This window comes from Kibdelosporangium aridum (assembly GCF_900176515.1).
GTDB lineage: Bacteria > Actinomycetota > Actinomycetes > Mycobacteriales > Pseudonocardiaceae > Kibdelosporangium > Kibdelosporangium aridum.
Window position 1 is genome coordinate 1,006,900 of sequence record NZ_FWXV01000001.1, and the last position, 17,742, is coordinate 1,024,641.

Genomic DNA, 17,742 nt, shown 5'->3' on the forward strand with positions numbered 1-17,742 from the left:
CGAGTTGAGAGCCGGGAGTCCGCGGCTACTGCGCGAGATCAACGATCGCGCGGCCATCGACGCGCTGCTGCGCGACGGCCCGCTGACGCGATCCGAGCTGGAGTACGCGATCGGCCTGTCCAAACCGGCCACCGCGCAACTGCTTGCCCGCCTTGAGGAAGAGGGCGTCGTGGTGCGCGAAGGCCTGCGTGGCGGCGGCCGGGGCCCGCGAGCTCAGCTGTGGGCGGTGAAGGGCGCGGTCGCGCACGTCGCGGCGATCGACCTGACGCCACGTGGTGTGGACATCGCGATCGCCGACATCTCCGGCGCGGTGCTGACCGAGTACCGGCAAGCCGTCCCGCCAAGAGGGACAGCCGACGAGGTGCTGACGAACTTCCGGCACGCCACGGCCGCGGCGTGCGAGGCAGCCGGGTTGACGCTCAAGGACTTGCGGCACGTCGTGGTCGGCACGCCGGGTGCGATCAACCCGCGCACCGGGCACCTGTGGTTCGCCCCGCACCTGCCCGGCTGGGAAGGCTTCGACATGCCCGGCCGGATCAGCACCGAACTCGGCGTCCCGGTCACCATCGAGAACGACGTCAACCTGGTGGCGCTGGAGGAGATGATCGCCGGGCAGGCGACCGCGGCGCGCAGCTTCGTGATGGTGTGGCTGGATCACGGCATCGGTGGCGCGATCGTCGTCGACCGCAAGCTCCTGCGCGGCGCGACCGGTGGTGCGGGCGAGATCGACTGGATGCACGTGCCGGACCGCGCGTCCGCCGACACCGGGATTCCCGCGACGGGAACGAGGTTCGGCGATCTGGTCAGCTCACCGAACGTGGTGAAGCTGGCCAAGGCGTACGGGATCGCCGCACGCAACGGCTGGACAGCCGTGACCAAGGCCGTCGGGATGATGGCCGAGAAAGAGACTTCCGAACAGCAGCAAGGGGAGCAGTTCCTGACCGACCTGGCGCGCCGGGTCGCCACCGGAGTAGCCGGCGTGGTCAGTGTGGTGGACCCGGAACTGGTGCTGCTGTGCGGGAAGACCGGCCTGGCTGGCGGGGAGACGCTGTGCCGGTTGATCAGTGCCGAGTTGCGGGACATGGTCGTGCCCCGCACTCCGGTGGCGTTCAGCGCTCTCGCCGGCAATGCCGTGCGGGCGGGCGCGTTGCACTCCGCCCTCGCCGTGGTCCGTGAGCAGGTTTTCGGGCTGACCGGCGACATTACCGAACCATCTCGCCGGCTGGACGCCAGTGGCGATGGCGACGGCGTCCAAATAGTTACCTAGGTCCCCAGGAGGGCAAATGCGCAAGGCCCCCATGCGAGTGGTGCTGGCTTCGGCGGCGTTACTCGTCGCGTCGTGTTCCGGTGCGGCAGGCGGTGGTGGCGGTGGCGGCGAGCCAGGAGCCGCGCCCGCGGCGGACGCGAACCTGACGCTCGTGGTCTACAGCAAGTTCACCGACCGGGAGGAGAAGGCGGTCACCGCGGCCCTCCAGTCGTTCAACAAGAAGTTCCCGAACATCAAGATCGACCACCGGGGCAACCAGGACGACGACAAGCTGACCCAGTCGATCCAGAGCGGCTCACCGCCCGACGTGGCGATCTCGTTCTTCTCCGACAACCTGGGCAACTGGTGCCACAGCGGGGCTTTCCAGGACATGAACCCGTACGTCCAGCGGGACAAGGTCGACCTGAACGTGCTGCCCAAGCAGGTCCGGGACTACACCGAGTACAACGGCAAGCGGTGCTCGATGCCGTTCCTGGCCGACGTGTACGGCTTCTACTACAACAAGGATCTGCTGGCGCAGGCCGGATACACCGCACCGCCGAAGACCACCACCGAACTGCTCGAGTACGCCAAGAAGACCACCAAGTTCGCGGCGGACGGCTCGATCGAGGTGGCCGGCTTCATCCCGTCGATGCCGTTCTACGCCAACGAAGCGCAGATCTGGGCGCCGATGTGGGGCGCGAAGTACCTCAGCGGCCCGGACGGCAAGTCCAACATGGCTGGCAGTGCCGAGTGGAAGGAGCTGTTCGACTTCCAGAAGCAGCTGGTGGACTTCTACGGCCGCGACAAGCTGGAGCGGTTCAAGGCAGGCCTCGGTGACCAGTACTCGCCGGACAACGCCTTCCACAAGGGCAAGATCGCGATGATGTTCGACGGTGAGTACCGCAACGCGTTCCTCGCCGACACCGCGCCGGACATCAAGTACGGCACCGCGCCGCCGCCCGTGTCGCCGAACCGCCTCGACGCGTACGGCGGCGGGTACTCCACCGGCACGATCATCGGCATTCCCAAGGGCGTCAAGAACCCCGGCGCGTCATGGGAACTGATCAAGCACGTCACGCTGGACACCGACACCCTGGTCGAGCTGTCCAACCAGATCAAGAACCTGCCGAGCACCACGGACTCGCTCAAGTCGCCGAACCTGAAGGTCAACGAGCAGTTCAAGACGTTCCTCGACATGTACGGCAGCGGCAAGCTGCAGTCCAACCCGGCATCGCCGGTCAACGCGGCAGCGATCAAGATCGTCAACGACTTCGCCTCACGGTGGATCGCCGGTCAGGAGCCCGACCTGGCCGCCGGTCTGGCGAAGGTCGACGCGCAGATCAACGACGAGCTGGCACAGAAGCTGGGCAAGTAGTCTCAAGATGACTGCCACTCTGCGTCATCCGGAGACGGACTCGGCGCCGGCCCTCGCACGGGGGCTGGGCCGGGTCCGTTCCCGCCGCCGATGGGTCCTGGTCGGGTTCCTCGGTCCCGCGGCGGTCGGTTTCCTGATCTTCTTCGGCTATCCGCTGATCGCGACGGTGTACTTCTCGTTCACCCGGTACGACCTGATCAACGCTCCACAGTGGATCGGGTTCGACAACTACATCCGGATGTTCACCACCGAGCCGTTGGTCGGCACCGCCGCGTACAACACGTTGTGGCTGGTGATCGTGTTGACGGTGTGCCGGGTGATCTTCGCGCTCGGGGTGGCGTCGGTGATCTCCCGGCTCAAGCGCGGGCTCGGGCTGATCAGGACGTTGTGCTACCTGCCTGCGCTCGCCCCGCCCGCCGCGGCCACGCTGGTGTTCGTGTTCGTGTTCAACCCGGAATTCGGCCCGGTGAACAGGTTCCTGCGCTGGATCGGCGTCGAAGGCCCGCTGTGGTTCAGCGACCCGGCGTTGTCCAAGCCGTCGCTGACCCTGTTGGTGCTGTGGGGATCCGGCGAGCTGATGATCATCATCCTGGCCGCGTTGCTCGACGTGCCACAGGAACAGTACGAGTCGGCCTCCTTGGACGGTGCCGGTCCGGTCCGCCGGTTCTGGCACATCACGCTGCCGAACATCTCGCCGGTGCTGCTGTTCGGCATCGTCAACTCGATGATCTTCGCGCTGCAGTTCTTCACACAGGCCGTGGTCGCCGCGTCCGCCGCGTCCAACCAGTCCGATGTGGCCGGTGCGACGCAGTACATCGGCGCACCACAGAACACCACACTGACTTATCCGATCTGGTTGTACGTCCAGGGTTTCCGGTACGCGAACATGGGTTACGCCGCGGCGATGGCAGTGCTGTTGTTCATCGTGTCCGCCGCGTTCACGGTGATCCTGGTCAGGCAGTTGCGCAAGGCCTCACACGTTGAGGAGGCAGCATGACCGTGACACTGGACCGGCCACGCACCGGTGGGTCGCCAGTCATCCAGCGGCGCAAGCAATCCTGGCGGAGCACGCTCTACTGGATCGCCACGCACAGCCTGGGACTGGCGCTGGGCATCATGTTCACGCTGCCGGTGATCCTGGTGCTGCTGACCTCGTTCATGGCCAGCGACCAGGCGATGACCTCCAGCTTCTGGCCGGAGTCCTGGCATTTCGAGAACTTCGCCGAGGTGTTCGAACGGGCACCGATGCTGACGTACATGATCAACAGCTTGCTGTACTCGCTGTTGGCCACGCTCGGCATCCTGGTCTCGGCCGTGCCCGCGGCCTACGCGCTGGCCAAGCTGAAGTGGCGCGGGCAGACGTGGGCGTTCATGTTGGTGGTCGTCGCGATGATGCTGCCGCCACAGGTGACTGTCGTGCCGCTGTTCGACCTCTGGGTGCGGATGGGCCTGACCGGTACGCTCGCACCGCTGATCGTGCCGTACTTCCTGTTCGACGCGTTCAGCATCTTCCTGCTGCGCCAGTTCTTCCTGACCATCCCGAAGGACTACCTGGACGCGGCGAGGATCGACGGCTGCTCGGAGTTCCGGGTGCTGACCAGAGTGGTCGTGCCGATGGCGAAGCCGGGCATCGCCGCGGCGGCGATGTTCTGTTTCCTGTTCACCTGGAACGACTACTTCGGACCGCTGTTGTACACCGCGGAGAACCGCGACAGCTGGACGCTGTCGTTGGCCATCGCGTCCTTCCGGGGGATGCACCACGTGGAATGGAACCTCACGATGGCCGCGACCGTTCTGACCATGGCGCCGGCGATCGTGCTGTTCGTGTTCGCGCAGAAGTCGTTCGTCAAGGGGATCACGTTCACGGGAGTGAAGGGTTAGAGGGCGATGAGACTGACCGTTGTGGGTGGCGGGTCCACTTACACGCCGGAGCTGGTCGACGGCATAGCCGGACGGCGAGCGAGTCTGGACGTCGACGAGATCGTGCTCGTCGACCCGGACACCCACCGGTTGCGGATCGTCGGTGACTTCTGCCAGCGACTGCTCCAGCACGCCGGGCACCCGGCGAAGGTGCTGACCACCTCCAGTCTTGAGCAGGGCGCCGAAGGTGCTTCGGCGGTGCTGTTGCAGCTGCGGGTCGGCGGGCAGAAGGCCAGGCGGTCCGACGAGACCTTTCCGCATGCCTGTGGGTGTATCGGTCAAGAGACAACCGGGGCGGGCGGGCTTGCCAAGGCGCTGCGCACCGTCCCGGTTGTGCTCGACATAGCCGAACGTGTCCGCCGGGTCGCAGGCGACGACACGTGGATCGTCAACTTCACCAACCCGGTCGGCATTGTCACCAGGGCACTGCTGCAGGCCGGGCACCGCGCTGTCGGGCTGTGCAACGTGGCGATCGGGCTGCAGCGCAAGTTCGCCAGACTGTTCGATGTGGACATCGACGCGGTCCGGCTCGACCACATCGGGCTGAACCACCTCACGTGGGAGCGCGGCGTCCATGTGTCCACACCGGACGGCTGGGTCGACCGGCTGCCCGACCTGCTCGGCGAGTTCGGCGACGAGGTCGCCGCCGAACTCGGCGCGCCGGTCGACTGGATGCGCCGGATGAACGCGATCCCGTCCTACTACCTGAAGTACTACTACGCGCACGACGAAGTCCTGGCCGACCAGCTGGAGAGCCCGCCTCGGGCTGACGTCGTCATCGAGGTGGAGAACGAGTTGCTGAAGCTGTACGCCGATCCGGGGGTGGTGACCAAGCCGGAGAGCTTGGCCAAGCGCGGCGGTGCCTTCTACTCCGAGGCGGCCGTGCAGCTCGTGCACGCGCTGACCGGCGGCGGGCAGCCAGAGGAACACGTGGTGAACGTCCGCAACAACGGCGCCATGCCGTTCCTGCCGGACGACGCCGTGATCGAAGTTCCGGCCACTGTGGACGGTGAAGGTGCCGTGCCGTTGCCGATCAAGCCGGTCGAACCCCGGTTCTCCGGCCTGATCTCCCATGTGACGGCCTACGAGTACCTGGCGCTGGAAGCGGCGCTGCACGGCGGCCGCGACCGGGTCGCCGACGCGTTGCTGGCGCATCCGTTGATCGGTCAGTACAAGTTCGCCGACCGGCTGGCCGACGACTTGATCGCCGCCAACCGCGCTGATCTGCCGTGGGCCAACGCATGAGCGAGCTTGCGAGTGAATCATTCAACACAGTGCGCCGGCGGTCATGCTGCATGAGCAACCACAGTGAGGAGAAGGCATGACCGCCCCGGAGGCTGTGGTCGTAGCGATCGATGGCGGCGGCAGCAAAACCGACGTCATGCTGGTGGACGCGTCGGGCGCGATCCTCGGCCGGACCCGAGGGCCCGGCGCGTCACCGCAGACCGTCGGCATGGAAAAGGGCCTCGGTGTCTTCGAGCAGCTGGTGATCGAAGTGGTCGAGCAGGCGGGCCTGCCTGCCACTCGGCCTTACGGCACGCACCTCGCGGCCTACCTCGCCGGTGCGGACCTGCCGAGCGAGGAGGAAGAGCTGTCGAGGGAGTTGACCGCACGCGGCTGGGCGCAGTCCACTGTGGTCGGTAACGACACGTTCGCCATGCTGCGCGCGGGAACCACGGACGGCGTCGGTGTCGCGGTGGTCTGTGGCGCGGGCATCAACTGCGTCGGCGTCGCCGAAGACGGGCGCGTGCACCGGTTTCCGGCTCTCGGCAAGATCTCCGGTGACTGGGGCGGCGGATTCCAGCTCGGTTCCGAGGCGCTGTGGTGGGCCGTGCGCGCGGCGGACGGCCGTGGCCCGAAGACCGAGCTGCTTCCCGCGGTCGTGAACCACTTCGGCGCCAAGGACGTCTTCGAAGTGGTGGAACGACTGCATTTCAACAGCCTGCCGCGGGCGGTGATCCACGAGTTGTCCCCGGTGCTGTTCCAGGTCGCCGCGGCCGGTGACGAGGTCGCCGCCGGCGTGGTCAAGCAGTTGACCGATGAGGTCAGCTGTCTGGTGGCCACCACCCTGCGCAAACTCGGTATGACCGAGGAGGCGCCGGTGATCGTTCTTGGCGGTGGAGTGATGACGGGCGCTTCACGCGATGTCATCGATGTCATCGAGCGCCAATGCGTCGAGGTCGCGCCTCGTGCCGAGGTCAGGGTGGTGGACATCGCCCCCGTCGTCGGCGCGGCGTTGCTCGGTCTCGACGCGATCGGTGCGTCAGCCACCGCCAAGTCGCGGCTGCGGATGAGCTCAGTGCCGGCCAGCGTGGTCGGAGAGAACCCGGACAGCCTCGTCAATGGCCGCGCACCGAGCGAGCCGGACAGCGTTGGCGAGCGGGCGGAGGGCCTCGGAGCGTCGTAGCGCGGCGGAGGACGACAACGCACCGCCGGGGTCGTCCTCCGCAGCCACCTCGAGGATCGCGGAGACCTCGGCGGCGCGCTGCAGCACCCGCAACGTCTTCTGCGGCATACCAATCGGCCATCGGGCCCGCGCGCTGACCGCGACGCGTTCCTTGATCTCGTGCCGCACACCGGGCCGGTTGCTCGTCAGGTCCAGCGACGCCAGCGTGCCCGCGGCCTCACGCATCGCGGTCGACAGGTTGTGATCGGCCTCGCCCAACGGTGTGTGCTCGGCGGGAGTGGGCGTCGGCAGGTCGAACACCGTCCACCGGATGACGCCGTCGGCCACATTCTCCGGGACGATCCCGACACCGGCGTCCGGCACCACAACCGCCTGACCGGCTTGCACGGCCGCGCTGGCCAGCCTGGTCGATCCGCCAAGCCGACGTACGTCGCCCGGCACCGGGATGACCAGGTGAGCGGTCGTGGCGCCCGCCTTCCGCAGTGCGGCGAGCAGTGCGGCCAGCTGTCCGGCGCGCTCGTCTCTGGCAGGCAACTCCAACGCTGTGGCGGTTCCTTCGTCGTCCGCGACCACCTCATGCATCTCAGCCCAGACAGCGAGTGCGTCGAGCGCGTCGTCGGGCGCTGCGGCTCCGTGCAACCAGGCGGAGCCCCACACAGCGAACGTGGCACTTGGAAATGGCACGCCGGAAGCGTACTGCCCGCTGATTCACTCGAACGCAGCAGGTAAAATGGACCACCGAGTCCAAATGCGGAGGGCGTTGTGTCCACTACCAAGGCGTTGACCCCGAAAGGCGCCGCGACCCGCCAGCGGATCATCGAGGGCACCTCAGCCGAGGTCCGCGAGCGCGGCGCCGCGGCAACGACACTTGACGACGTCTGTGCTCGCACATCGACCAGCAAGAGCCAGATCTTCCACTACTTTCCAGGTGGGAAAGAGGAACTGCTGCTCGCGGTGGCCGCGTACGAGGCCGACCGTGTGCTGTTCGACCAGGAGCCGTACCTGAGCTCCCTGACCTCGTGGGATGCCTGGCAAGGCTGGCGTGACCAGGTGGTCCGGCGTTACCGCAAGCTTGGCGTGCACTGCCCGCTCGGCGTGTTGATCACCGAACTCGGCCGCAAGACCCCGGCGGCGCAGGCGTTGACGGGGCAGCTGCTCGAACAGTGGCAGGGCCGGTTGCGTGCCGGTGTGACGGCGATGCAGGAGATCGGGGAGATCTCGCCGGAGCTGGACGCCGACCAGATCGCTGCGTCGCTGATGGCGACAGTGCAGGGTGGCGTGGTGTTGTTGTTGTCCACCGGGAAGAGCGACCACCTCGAAGCGGCATTGGATACATCACTGGCGCTGCTGCGGGCGACCGCCGCGCCGGCCAAGCCGCGCGACCCGGAGCTACTCCACGTTGGCGCATCCGAAGATCCGACGTAGCGTCAATGAGGTGAATCGTGGAAATCTGCCACGCACTGTCGGCGAGCTGAAGGCCGCCGGCCATCAGCAGCGTGGCGTGAAAGCCGAGATCAGGGACAACTTGCTGGCCATCCTGCGGGCCGGCGGGAACCCCTGGCCGGGAATTGTCGGGTTTGACCGGACTGTCCTGCCGCAGCTGGAGCGTGCGCTGCTGGCCGGACATGACATCGTGTTGCTGGGTGAGCGCGGCCAGGGTAAAACCCGCCTCCTGCGGACACTCGTCGGCCTGCTGGACGAGTGGACGCCCGTGATCGACGGCTCGGAACTGGGTGAGCACCCGTACAAGCCGATCACCGCCGAGTCCAAGCGCAGGGCCGCTGAGCTTGGCGATGATTTGCCAGTCTCGTGGCGCCACCGCTCCGAGCGGTACGCCGAGAAGCTGGCCACGCCGGACACGTCCGTCGGTGACCTGATCGGTGACGTGGACCCGGTGAAGGTCGCCCAAGGCCGCAGCCTCGGCGACCCCGAGACCATCCACTTCGGACTCGTGCCCCGGTCGCACCGCGGCATCATCGCGGTCAACGAGCTGCCGGACCTGGCCGAGCGGATCCAGGTGGGTCTGCTGAACGTGATGGAAGAGCGGGACATCCAGATCCGCGGCTACACCATGCGGCTGCCACTGGACGTCTTGCTCGTGGCCACAGCCAACCCCGAGGACTACACCAACCGCGGCCGCATCATCACGCCGTTGAAGGACCGGTTCGGCGCGGAAGTGCGCACGCACTACCCCCTCGATGTGGACGACGAGATCGACCTGGTCCGGCAGGAATCCAACCTCGTGGCCGAGGTGCCGGACTCGCTGATCGAGGTCGTTGCCCGGTTTGTCCGTAACCTCCGCGAATCTGGGGCCATTGACCAGCGTTCAGGCGTGTCGGCCCGGTTCGCCGTGGCGGCTGCGGAGACCCTGGCAGCGGCCGCATTGCGGCGGGCGGCGTTGACCAGCGAGGACGACCCGGTGGCCCGGCCGATCGATCTCGACGCGATCCCCGACGTCCTACGGGGCAAGCTGGAGTTCGAGGCCGGTGAGGAAGGCCGGGAGACCGAGCACCTGACGCACCTGCTGCGGATGGCGACTGCCGAGACGGCTCGGTATGCGTTCGCTGGGCTTGACCTGAGCCCAGTGGAGGACGCGATCGGCGAGGGCCGGATTGTCACGACAGGCGAGCGTGTTCCGGCTTCCGACGTGTTGAACGCGTTGCCGGAGTTGCCTGTGCTGCACGAAGTCGCCGAACGCCTTGGCGTCAAGCCGACGGACTCCGCAGGCCGCATCGCCTCGGCGGTCGAGTTGGCGCTGGAGGCGTTGTATCTGTCGCGCAGGCTCGCGAAGGACGCTGACGCCGAAGACGGCACGGCGGTGTACGGGATATGAGCGAGCTTGCGAGCGAATCATCGATACAGCCGCGGCGTCATGGCGCGCGAAGTGACCACGACGGGAAGCAGCCATGACGCGTTTCGCGTACCTGCCGTGGCATGACGGTCCTGATCCACTGGCGCCACCGGTGGATCTACGGGCCGCGCTTGACCAGATCGGCCGGGACGTGATGGAGGGCTCCTCGCCCCGGGCCGCACTGGAAGAGCTGCTGCGCCAAGGAGTCCGAGGCACCCGCGGCCTCGACGACATGACCCGTCGCTTGTGGCAGCAGCGGGCCCGCCTGCAGCGCCGCAACCGCCTCGACGGCACGTTGCAGGAAGTCCAGCGGCTGTTGCAGGAGGCACTGGAGGCCGAGCGCAGGCACCTGTTCCCGGATCCGTCGGACGACGCTCGGTTCCGGGAAGCCCAGTTGGACGCTCTGCCGCCCGGAACCGCGGCTCAGGTGCAGGAACTGGCGAACTACGACTGGCAGTCCCCGCAGGGACGGGACAACTACCAGAAGATCCAGGACATGCTCGGCCAAGAGCTGATGGAGTCCCGGTTCCGTGGCATGAAACAGGCACTGCAGGACGCCACGCCCGAGGACGTCGAACGGGTCCGGGAGATGATGTCGGACCTCAACGACCTGCTGGCGGCGCATGCCCGTGGGGATGCCGACACCCAGCAGCGGTTCGAGGAGTTCATGCGCAAGCACGGCGAGTTCTTCCCGGAGAACCCGCGTAACGTCGATGAACTCATCGACGCGCTGGCCGCTCGGGCCGCGGCCGCGCAGCGCATGATGAACTCGATGTCCGCCGAGCAGCGGGCCGAGTTGAGCTCGTTGATCCAGCAGGCCTTCGGGGATCCCCGGCTGGCCAGCGAGATCAGCAGGCTGGACGCGCACCTGCAGGCGTTGCGGCCGGGGGAGGACTGGACATCCAGCGGCCGGTTCCGTGGCCAGAACCCGTTCGGGATGGGCGAAGGCGTGCAGGCGATGCAGGATCTCGCCGAGATGGACGCGTTGGCCGAGCAATTGGGTCAGGCGTATCCCGGTGCGCGGCTTGAGGACATCGACCTTGAGGCGTTGGAACGTCAGCTCGGCCCAGAGTCCGCTGTGGACGCTCGGCGGTTGTCCGAACTGGAACGCGCGTTGCGTGACCAAGGACTGCTCGAGCGTGCCGCGGACGGGTCGTTGCGGTTGTCTCCCAAGGCAATGCGTCGGCTCGGTGAGACGGCGTTGAAGGACGTCGTCAAGTCCTTGTCCTCCAGGCGCGGCGAGCGGGACACCGCCCGTGCCGGTGCCGCAGGCGAACCCACGGGCTCGTCGCGGCCGTGGCAGTTCGGCGACACTGAACCGTGGGAAGTGTCGAGGACCGTGCACAACGCCGTGCTGCGGTCGGCTTCTTCGGGTGGAACGGTCACTTTGGACGTCAAGGACGTCGAGGTGATCGAAACCGAGCAACGCGCTCGTGCCGCGGTCGCGTTGTGCGTGGACACCTCGTGGTCCATGGTGCAGGACGGCCGATGGCTGCCGATGAAGCGAACAGCGTTGGCACTGCACCACTTGGTGAAGACGCGCTTCCGCAGCGACGCGCTCGAGCTGATCACGTTCGGCCGGTACGCCACCAAAGTGGACATGGCGGAGCTGACCGCACTGGAAGGAGTGTGGGAGCAGGGGACCAACCTGCACCACGCCCTGCTGTTGGCCGGGCGGCACATCCGCCGTCACCCGGACGCGCAGCCGGTGGTGATCGTGGTGACCGACGGCGAGCCGACCGCGCACCTCGAGCCGGACGGCGACGCGGAGTTCAACTACCCACCGCTGCCCCGGACTCTCCGGCTGACCCTGGCCGAAGTGGACAAGCTGGCCCGGCTTGGCGCGTCGGTGTCGGTGTTCATGCTCGGCGAGGACGAACGCCTGAAGGCCTTCGTCGACATCATGGCCCGTCGCAGCGGCGGTCGGGTGGTCGCTCCTGACCTGGACGGCCTCGGCGCCGCGGTGGTCAGTGACTACCTGAGGAACCGCCAGGGCTGAACCTCACCGTGAAGCCGGTCGTCCCTACGCGGGCGGCCGGCTTTTCGCTGTTAGAGGGCTTTCGCGGGGAGGCGCCCGGCGGAGTCCGGCAAATCCTGGGCCGCAGTCGGTGATTATCCGAATCGTCACGTTCGCCGTATGAGGATCACCGCAATGGGTCTCACGCTGGGTGATGCTCAATTGTGACATTCGGGTAAGTGATCACCTGGATGGTCCATTAGCGAGTGTTCACTTGCTGGTCCGTTCAGGCTATTTGCATGTTTTTTTCTGGTGTGAGGGCATTCCAACTGGCCAAGATCGACCTCGTTCGGCCTACCATGAGCCGCCTTCACAGGTCGGATCTTCGGAGGATCGAATGTTTACGGCACGTGCGCGTAGGGGGCTCCGTCTCACCGCGGCGGCTGTGGCCACCCTGCTGACTGCCGCCGGGTGCGGCATCCTGGACGGCTCGTCCGACAGCTCGTCCACTTCGAACGGACAGGTCGAGAAGCCCAATGTTCGGATTGGAATCATCGCGTCGGTGGACGACGCGCCGGTCAAGGTCGCCGAGAAACTCGGCTACTTCAAGGAAGAAGGCCTGAACCCCGAGATCAAGATGTTCCAGTCGGCGTCACAGACCCTGCCCGCGCTGGGCAGCGGTGACCTCGACTTCAGCCTGATGAACTACGTGACGTACTTCCAGAACGCGGCCGCGAAGACGCTGGACGCGAAGATCGTCGCGGACGCCTACCAGGGCACCAGCGACGCGCTCGTCATGCTCGCGCGCCCGGGCGTGACCATCACCTCGGCCAAGGACTTCGAAGGCAAGAAGGTCAGCGTGCACCAGCCACCGGGCAACATCGCGGACCTGTTGTTCCGCAGCACGTTGCGCGACAACGGCGCTGACCCGAACAAGGTCAACTACCAGCAGGTGCCGTTCCCGAACATCCCGAACGCGCTGAAGACCGGGACGATCGACGCGGGCATCGCGATCGAGCCGTTCATGACGCAGGCGGAGAAGGACACCGGCGCGGTGCGTGTGCTGAAGGTCGTTTCCGGGCCGACACAGGACATCCCGCTGAGTGGTTACGTTTCCCCGTCGAAGTTCGCCAAGGAGAACCCGAAGACCGTCGCGGCCTTCCAGCGCGCGATGTCCAAGGCACAGCAGGCGTCCGGTGACCGCAGCAAGCTCGCTGAGGTCATGCCCGACCTGACCGGTGTCGACGCGGCCACCGTGCCGCTGCTCAACCTGGGCGTGTTCCCCACATCCCTCGACGCCACCCGCCTGCAGCGGGTCATCTCGCTGATGGAGAGCTACCCCGACCTCTCCAAGCTGACGCAGAAGATCGACGCCAGCACGTTCATCTACGCCCCAACCCCCGCGGGTAGCTGAGTGCGACTGGTTCGTTCGCTGATCGGGCTGGCGGGCTTCTTGCTGCTGTGGGAAGCCGCCAGCCGGTTCGTCCTCGATGCCGAGCTGGTCCCACCGCCTTCCGAGGTGCTGGTCCGGTGCCTGACCCTGGCCAACGAGGCAAGGTTCGTCGCGGACGTCGCATCGACGGCGTTGTCGTGGTTCATCGCGTTGTGCCTTGCGGTCCTCATCGCAGTGCCGATTGGACTTGTGGTCGGCCGGATCCCGTTGGTACGCGCCGCGACCATGCCGCTGATCGAATTCCTGCGCCCGCTGCCCGGCGTCGCCTTGATCCCGTTGATCACGGTCCTGCTCGGTGTCGGCGCGCAGACCAAGATCACGCTGGCCACGTTCGCCGCGGTGTGGCCGATCCTGTTCAACACCAGCTACGCGGTGGCCGAAGTGGACCGGCACATGGTCGAAACGGCGCGTGCGTTCCGGACGTCCCGCCGCCGGATGCTGTCCGCGGTGATCGTGCCCAGTGCGGCTCCGTTCATCCTGACCGGCATCCGGCTGTCCGCGTCGATCGCTTTGATTGCCGTGGTGGCAACGGAGTTCATCTTCGGTGGCAGCATTGGTGTCGGCCAGTTCGTGTACGTCCACGGCCTGAGTGCCGGTCGGATGGACACAGTGCTTGCGGTGACCGTCCTGGCGGGGCTGTTCGGTTTGCTGATCAACGCCTCCCTTGCTGGTGTGCAACGTCGTTGGCTGGGATGGCCCGCGTCGGGAGCGTCCGGGGACGCCAGCAGTTCCAGACGCCGCTGGCAGCTTGTCGTGAGTTGCGCGGCCGTGGCTGCTGTTCTCGTTGCGTGGCAAGCCATCGCGAGCGCGGTCGCTGACCCGTACTTCCCGCCGCCGTTGCAGATCGCCGATCGTGCGGGGGAACTCTGGTTCGCGCCATCGATGCTGAGCGGCGACATCCTGCCCAGCCTCGGCATGCTGCTCGGTGGGTGGCTGATCGCCGCCGTGCTCGGCATTGTCGTGGGTGTCGCGCTTGGCCGTGCGGACAAGGCGATGGACTACGTCGGTGCCTTGATGGCGTTCGCGCGGTCTGTTCCACCGCCGTTGCTGGTCCCGGTGTTCATGGTGATGTTCTCGCTCGGCCCGCAGACCGAAGTGGTCACCATTGTCTCCGGTGCGATCTGGCCAGTGCTGCTCAACGCCGTGGACGGTGCCCGGTCGGTCGACGCGACGAAAACCGATACCGCACGGGCGTTCCGGATCACGAAAGCCTCGTGGATCTTCGGTGTCGTGCTGCCCGCGGCCGCGCCCAAGATCTTCGCCGGTCTGCGCCTGAGCCTGTCGATCGCCCTGATCCTGATGGTGTTGTCCGAGCTTGTCGGCACCAGCAACGGGATCGGCTACCAGCTCAACAGCTCGCAGGGGTATGCCGACCTGCCTGGGATGTGGGCGTGGATCGTGCTGATCGGTGTATTGGGTTTCGTGCTCAACAGGGTGCTGCTCGTCGTACAGCGCCGCAGTCTCGCGTGGCACGGGGGCCAATTCGGCTAGCTCTCCCGGGAGTCGTGGAGAGTGTTCGTAGCGTGTGGCACGCGCGGTTACCTTCCAACGCGTCTTGACGCCCATCTGTGGGCGGTTCACCAAAGCGAATGGAAGAGCAATCGTGCGTACTGCAGCCAGTCTTGCGCTGCTCATGACCGTGGCGCTGACCGCGGCGATCACGGCGGGCTGTTCGTCCGCCCAGTCGGACACCGCCGGTGAGAAGCCGGCTGAGAGTTCCGGCAGGGACGTCAACAAGTCCGTGACGGTGAAAACCGATGACGGATCGGCGAAAGTCAGTCTGGTCTCGGTCAGCGAGTCCTTCAAGGCCGACAACGGGACGAAAGCGAAGACCGGCAACTTCGTCGCGGTGAAACTGCGGTTCGAATGCGAGGACGGCAAATACTCGGCCAGCCCGTCGTACATCAAGCTCAAGCAGCCCGACGGCACGGTCCTCGAATCGGACGCCGGAAACGCCGACCGTGCCGTGTCGCTCAAGCAGGGAATCACCAGCGACGAAAGCCAACTCGTCAAAGGCACATCGGCTGAAGGCATTGTCGCCTTCGACGCGCCGTACGACCCGGGCGCGAAATTGTTGGTGACCGGCGTGATGGGTCACATCCTCGCGCAGTGGCCGCTGTCCGGTGGCGAGCCGATCCTCGGCGAGGGCCTGCCGAAGCGGGAGATCAACAAAACGGCGACCATCAAGGACCTGGACTCGTCCGCGGTGGCGACGCTGGTGTCGGTCACCGAGACCAACGGCGGCGGCAGCCTGGACAAGACCGCGGCGCCGGAGAGCGGCAACTTCGTGATCATCGACATGAAGTTCGAAGGCAAGACCGGCACCTACCGGCTCATCCCGCGCAACGTGCACCTCAAGAAGCCGGACGGCACGACCATCGATTCGGGCGACGGCAACGGCTCGTGGGGCGTGGACCTGGACGCGGAGGAACTCCAGTCGACCGATCTGAGTCCGGGCAAGACCGCGACCGGCAAGGTGTCGTTCGACAGCAAGCTCGAACCCGGTACGAAGATCGTGGTCCTCGACTACAAGGACAAAGCACTGGCGGAATGGTCCTTGTGAGCGGTGATGCCGATGATCGGGACACCGTGAACGAAGTGTGAACGAATCGGTCCTTTCGGCCGTGGCCGGTCGTCGGCTCTGATCGGTTCGCTCAAAGTCATGGGACGACTACGAATCGCGGTCACCGCTGCCTTAGGCACGGTACTGGCCGGAATAGCGACGCCTGTGCCCGCTGCCGCACAGGACATCGAAGAGACAACGCCGATCTACTCGTACCAGGACGCCATCCGCGAGGATGTGTTCGTCGAAGCGCCGATGGACAGCGACAAGGACGGCAAGTCCGACCGGATCGCGATCCAGATCATGCGGCCGAAGGAGACCAACAGCGGGCTGAAGACACCCGTGGTCATGGAACCGAGCCCGTACTACCGCGCGCCGGGGACCCAAGCCACGACGCCGTACGGGTTCGCGCGGTGGTACGACGAGTTCTTCGTGCCACGCGGCTACACCGTGATCGAAGCCGAGATGCAGGGCACGAGCCGGTCGGCCGGGTGCCCGACCACGGGCGACGCCGAGGACACGATCTCCATCAAGTCGGTGGTCGACTGGCTGAACGGGCGGGTGAAGGGCTTCTACGCCAACGGGTCTGAGGCGCTGGCGTCGTGGAGCACCGGTGCGGTCGGCATGGTCGGCGTCTCGTACAACGGGACCCTGCCGAACGCCGTTGCCGCAACCGGTGTCGACGGGTTGAAGACGATCGTGCCCATCGCCGCGATCTCCAGCTGGTACGACTACACGCGGGACGCGGGTATCGGGTACCAGGGCGCCTGGGGGAGCAGGTATCCGGAATACCTGGCCAACTACGTGGCGAGCGCGGCAGCCAAGCAGCGGTGTGCCGCGTTCATCAAGTCCTTGGGCGACGACGCGGGCGACAACACCTGGGACTACACGCCGTTCTGGGCCGAGCGGGACTACAAGCCCAGCGTGGACAAGGTGAAGGCGTCGGTTCTGCTGGTGCACGGCATGGAGGACTGGAACGTCAAGCTCCGGCACGGTGTCGCGTGGTGGAACCTGTTGCAGGAGCGCAGCATCCCCCGCAAGATCTGGCTGCACCGCAGTGCCCACATCGATCCGGTCAGCGCCCGGCCGGACGAGTGGCGGCGCGTGATGCACCGGTGGATGGACCACTGGCTGTTCGGGATGAACAACGGGATCATGGACGAGCCGATGGCCGACATCCAGCGGCCCAACGGTTCCTGGGAGGCGCATCGAAGCTGGCCGGACGCGGCCGCGCGGAACGTGCGCCTGAACTTCGGCCCAGCCGCTTCCGGCGTCGCGGGTACGTTGCAGGCCACGCGCCCGGCGGCGTCGACCCAGACCTTCACGGACAACCGTACCCAGACCGAGACCACCGCGATGGCCGACTACACGGTCGCCGCACCGAACCGGCTCGTCTACGTCACACCGGCGTTGACCCAGGCGGCCCGGATGTCCGGTACTCCCAAGGTGAACGTGACCGTCCGGTCGAACACGGCGAGTGCTCCGCTGACGGCTCTCCTGGTGGATTACGGCCCTGGCACGGCGTTCAGCGTGCAGGACATGTCACCGGAAGAACTGATCAACATGGAATGCTCGCTGTCCGACATCGACCAGAAGACCGGGTGTGCGGAGCCGTTCGCGGCCCGGGCTGAGGCCGTCACGGCCACGGTGATCACGCGTGGTGCGATCGACTTGAAGAACCGCGCGTCGCTGACGTCCGGAACCCCGCTTGTCCCGGGCCAGACGTACACGGCTTCCTGGGAACTGCACGGCAAGGATTACGTCGTCCCCGCCGGGCACCGGATCGGGCTCGTGCTGATGGCCAACGACCGGACGTACATCTCGGTCGACCAGGGCGCGGGTGCGCTGACCGTGTCGCTTGACGGCAGCAGCCTCGACATCCCCGTCGTGGGCGGTCGAATCAGCTGAAGCTGACAGAAAACCGGCCCTTGTCCGTGAATTCGGACAAGGGCCGGTTCGTGACTGTC

At 66.4% G+C, this 17,742-nt stretch carries 14 protein-coding genes; 13 read left to right on the forward strand and 1 reads right to left on the reverse strand.

Features of this window, described 5'->3' with window-relative positions; all coding sequences use genetic code 11:
• Nucleotides 1–4: 4 nt before the first annotated feature.
• From B9C43_RS04195 to B9C43_RS04220, 6 genes are all read left to right on the forward strand, one after another.
• Nucleotides 5–1,267 carry an ROK family transcriptional regulator gene (locus B9C43_RS04195; protein WP_084424696.1) on the forward strand — a complete coding sequence of 421 codons (1,263 nt, stop codon included), beginning with the start codon at nt 5–7 and terminating at the stop codon, nt 1,265–1,267.
• A 16-nt stretch (nt 1,268–1,283) separates the two neighbouring features.
• Nucleotides 1,284–2,624: an extracellular solute-binding protein gene (locus B9C43_RS04200; RefSeq protein WP_084424698.1), complete on the forward strand. Its 1,341-nt coding sequence runs from the start codon at nt 1,284–1,286 to the stop codon at nt 2,622–2,624.
• Nucleotides 2,625–2,631: 7 nt separating this feature from the next.
• Nucleotides 2,632–3,621, forward strand: a complete 990-nt coding sequence (locus B9C43_RS04205) for a carbohydrate ABC transporter permease (protein ID WP_084424699.1) — start codon at nt 2,632–2,634, stop codon at nt 3,619–3,621.
• Entirely contained in the window at nt 3,618–4,505 is an 888-nt protein-coding gene (locus tag B9C43_RS04210; protein ID WP_033393530.1) for a carbohydrate ABC transporter permease, read from the forward strand. Before B9C43_RS04205 ends, B9C43_RS04210 begins: the two co-directional genes overlap by 4 nt.
• 6 nt (nt 4,506–4,511) lie before the next feature.
• Nucleotides 4,512–5,789, forward strand: coding sequence for a 6-phospho-beta-glucosidase (locus B9C43_RS04215; RefSeq protein WP_084424701.1), 1,278 nt, complete (start codon nt 4,512–4,514; stop codon nt 5,787–5,789).
• A 76-nt stretch (nt 5,790–5,865) separates the two neighbouring features.
• Nucleotides 5,866–6,951: an N-acetylglucosamine kinase gene (locus B9C43_RS04220; RefSeq protein ID WP_084424702.1), complete on the forward strand. Its 1,086-nt coding sequence runs from the start codon at nt 5,866–5,868 to the stop codon at nt 6,949–6,951.
• Here the strand turns inward: B9C43_RS04220 and B9C43_RS04225 are convergent.
• A complete protein-coding gene (locus B9C43_RS04225) occupies nt 6,841–7,635 on the reverse strand; it encodes a hypothetical protein (RefSeq protein ID WP_084424704.1) in 795 nt (264 codons plus the stop codon). The two genes, B9C43_RS04220 and B9C43_RS04225, sit on opposite strands and share 111 nt — an antisense overlap.
• Before the next feature lie 78 nt (nt 7,636–7,713).
• Between B9C43_RS04225 and B9C43_RS04230 the strand changes: the two genes are divergently transcribed.
• The 7 genes from B9C43_RS04230 to B9C43_RS04265 all read left to right on the forward strand — a co-directional run bounded on the left by B9C43_RS04230 (nt 7,714) and on the right by B9C43_RS04265 (nt 17,683).
• Entirely contained in the window at nt 7,714–8,376 is a 663-nt protein-coding gene (locus tag B9C43_RS04230; RefSeq protein WP_051897987.1) for a TetR/AcrR family transcriptional regulator, read from the forward strand.
• Nucleotides 8,377–8,386: 10 nt separating this feature from the next.
• Nucleotides 8,387–9,784: a sigma 54-interacting transcriptional regulator gene (locus tag B9C43_RS04235; RefSeq protein WP_084424706.1), complete on the forward strand. Its 1,398-nt coding sequence runs from the start codon at nt 8,387–8,389 to the stop codon at nt 9,782–9,784.
• A 73-nt stretch (nt 9,785–9,857) separates the two neighbouring features.
• Nucleotides 9,858–11,801: a vWA domain-containing protein gene (locus B9C43_RS04240; protein WP_084424708.1), complete on the forward strand. Its 1,944-nt coding sequence runs from the start codon at nt 9,858–9,860 to the stop codon at nt 11,799–11,801.
• Between the two features lie 403 nt (nt 11,802–12,204).
• Nucleotides 12,205–13,173 carry an ABC transporter substrate-binding protein gene (locus B9C43_RS04245; RefSeq protein ID WP_160096313.1) on the forward strand — a complete coding sequence of 323 codons (969 nt, stop codon included), beginning with the start codon at nt 12,205–12,207 and terminating at the stop codon, nt 13,171–13,173.
• Nucleotides 13,174–14,703, forward strand: a complete 1,530-nt coding sequence (locus tag B9C43_RS58335) for an ABC transporter permease (protein WP_235038422.1) — start codon at nt 13,174–13,176, stop codon at nt 14,701–14,703.
• A 112-nt stretch (nt 14,704–14,815) separates the two neighbouring features.
• Nucleotides 14,816–15,775 (forward strand): DUF4352 domain-containing protein, encoded by a 960-nt coding sequence (locus tag B9C43_RS04260; RefSeq protein ID WP_143446104.1) that lies wholly within the window; start codon nt 14,816–14,818, stop codon nt 15,773–15,775.
• A 99-nt stretch (nt 15,776–15,874) separates the two neighbouring features.
• Nucleotides 15,875–17,683, forward strand: coding sequence for a Xaa-Pro dipeptidyl-peptidase (locus B9C43_RS04265; RefSeq protein ID WP_084424714.1), 1,809 nt, complete (start codon nt 15,875–15,877; stop codon nt 17,681–17,683).
• Nucleotides 17,684–17,742 lie beyond the last annotated feature (59 nt).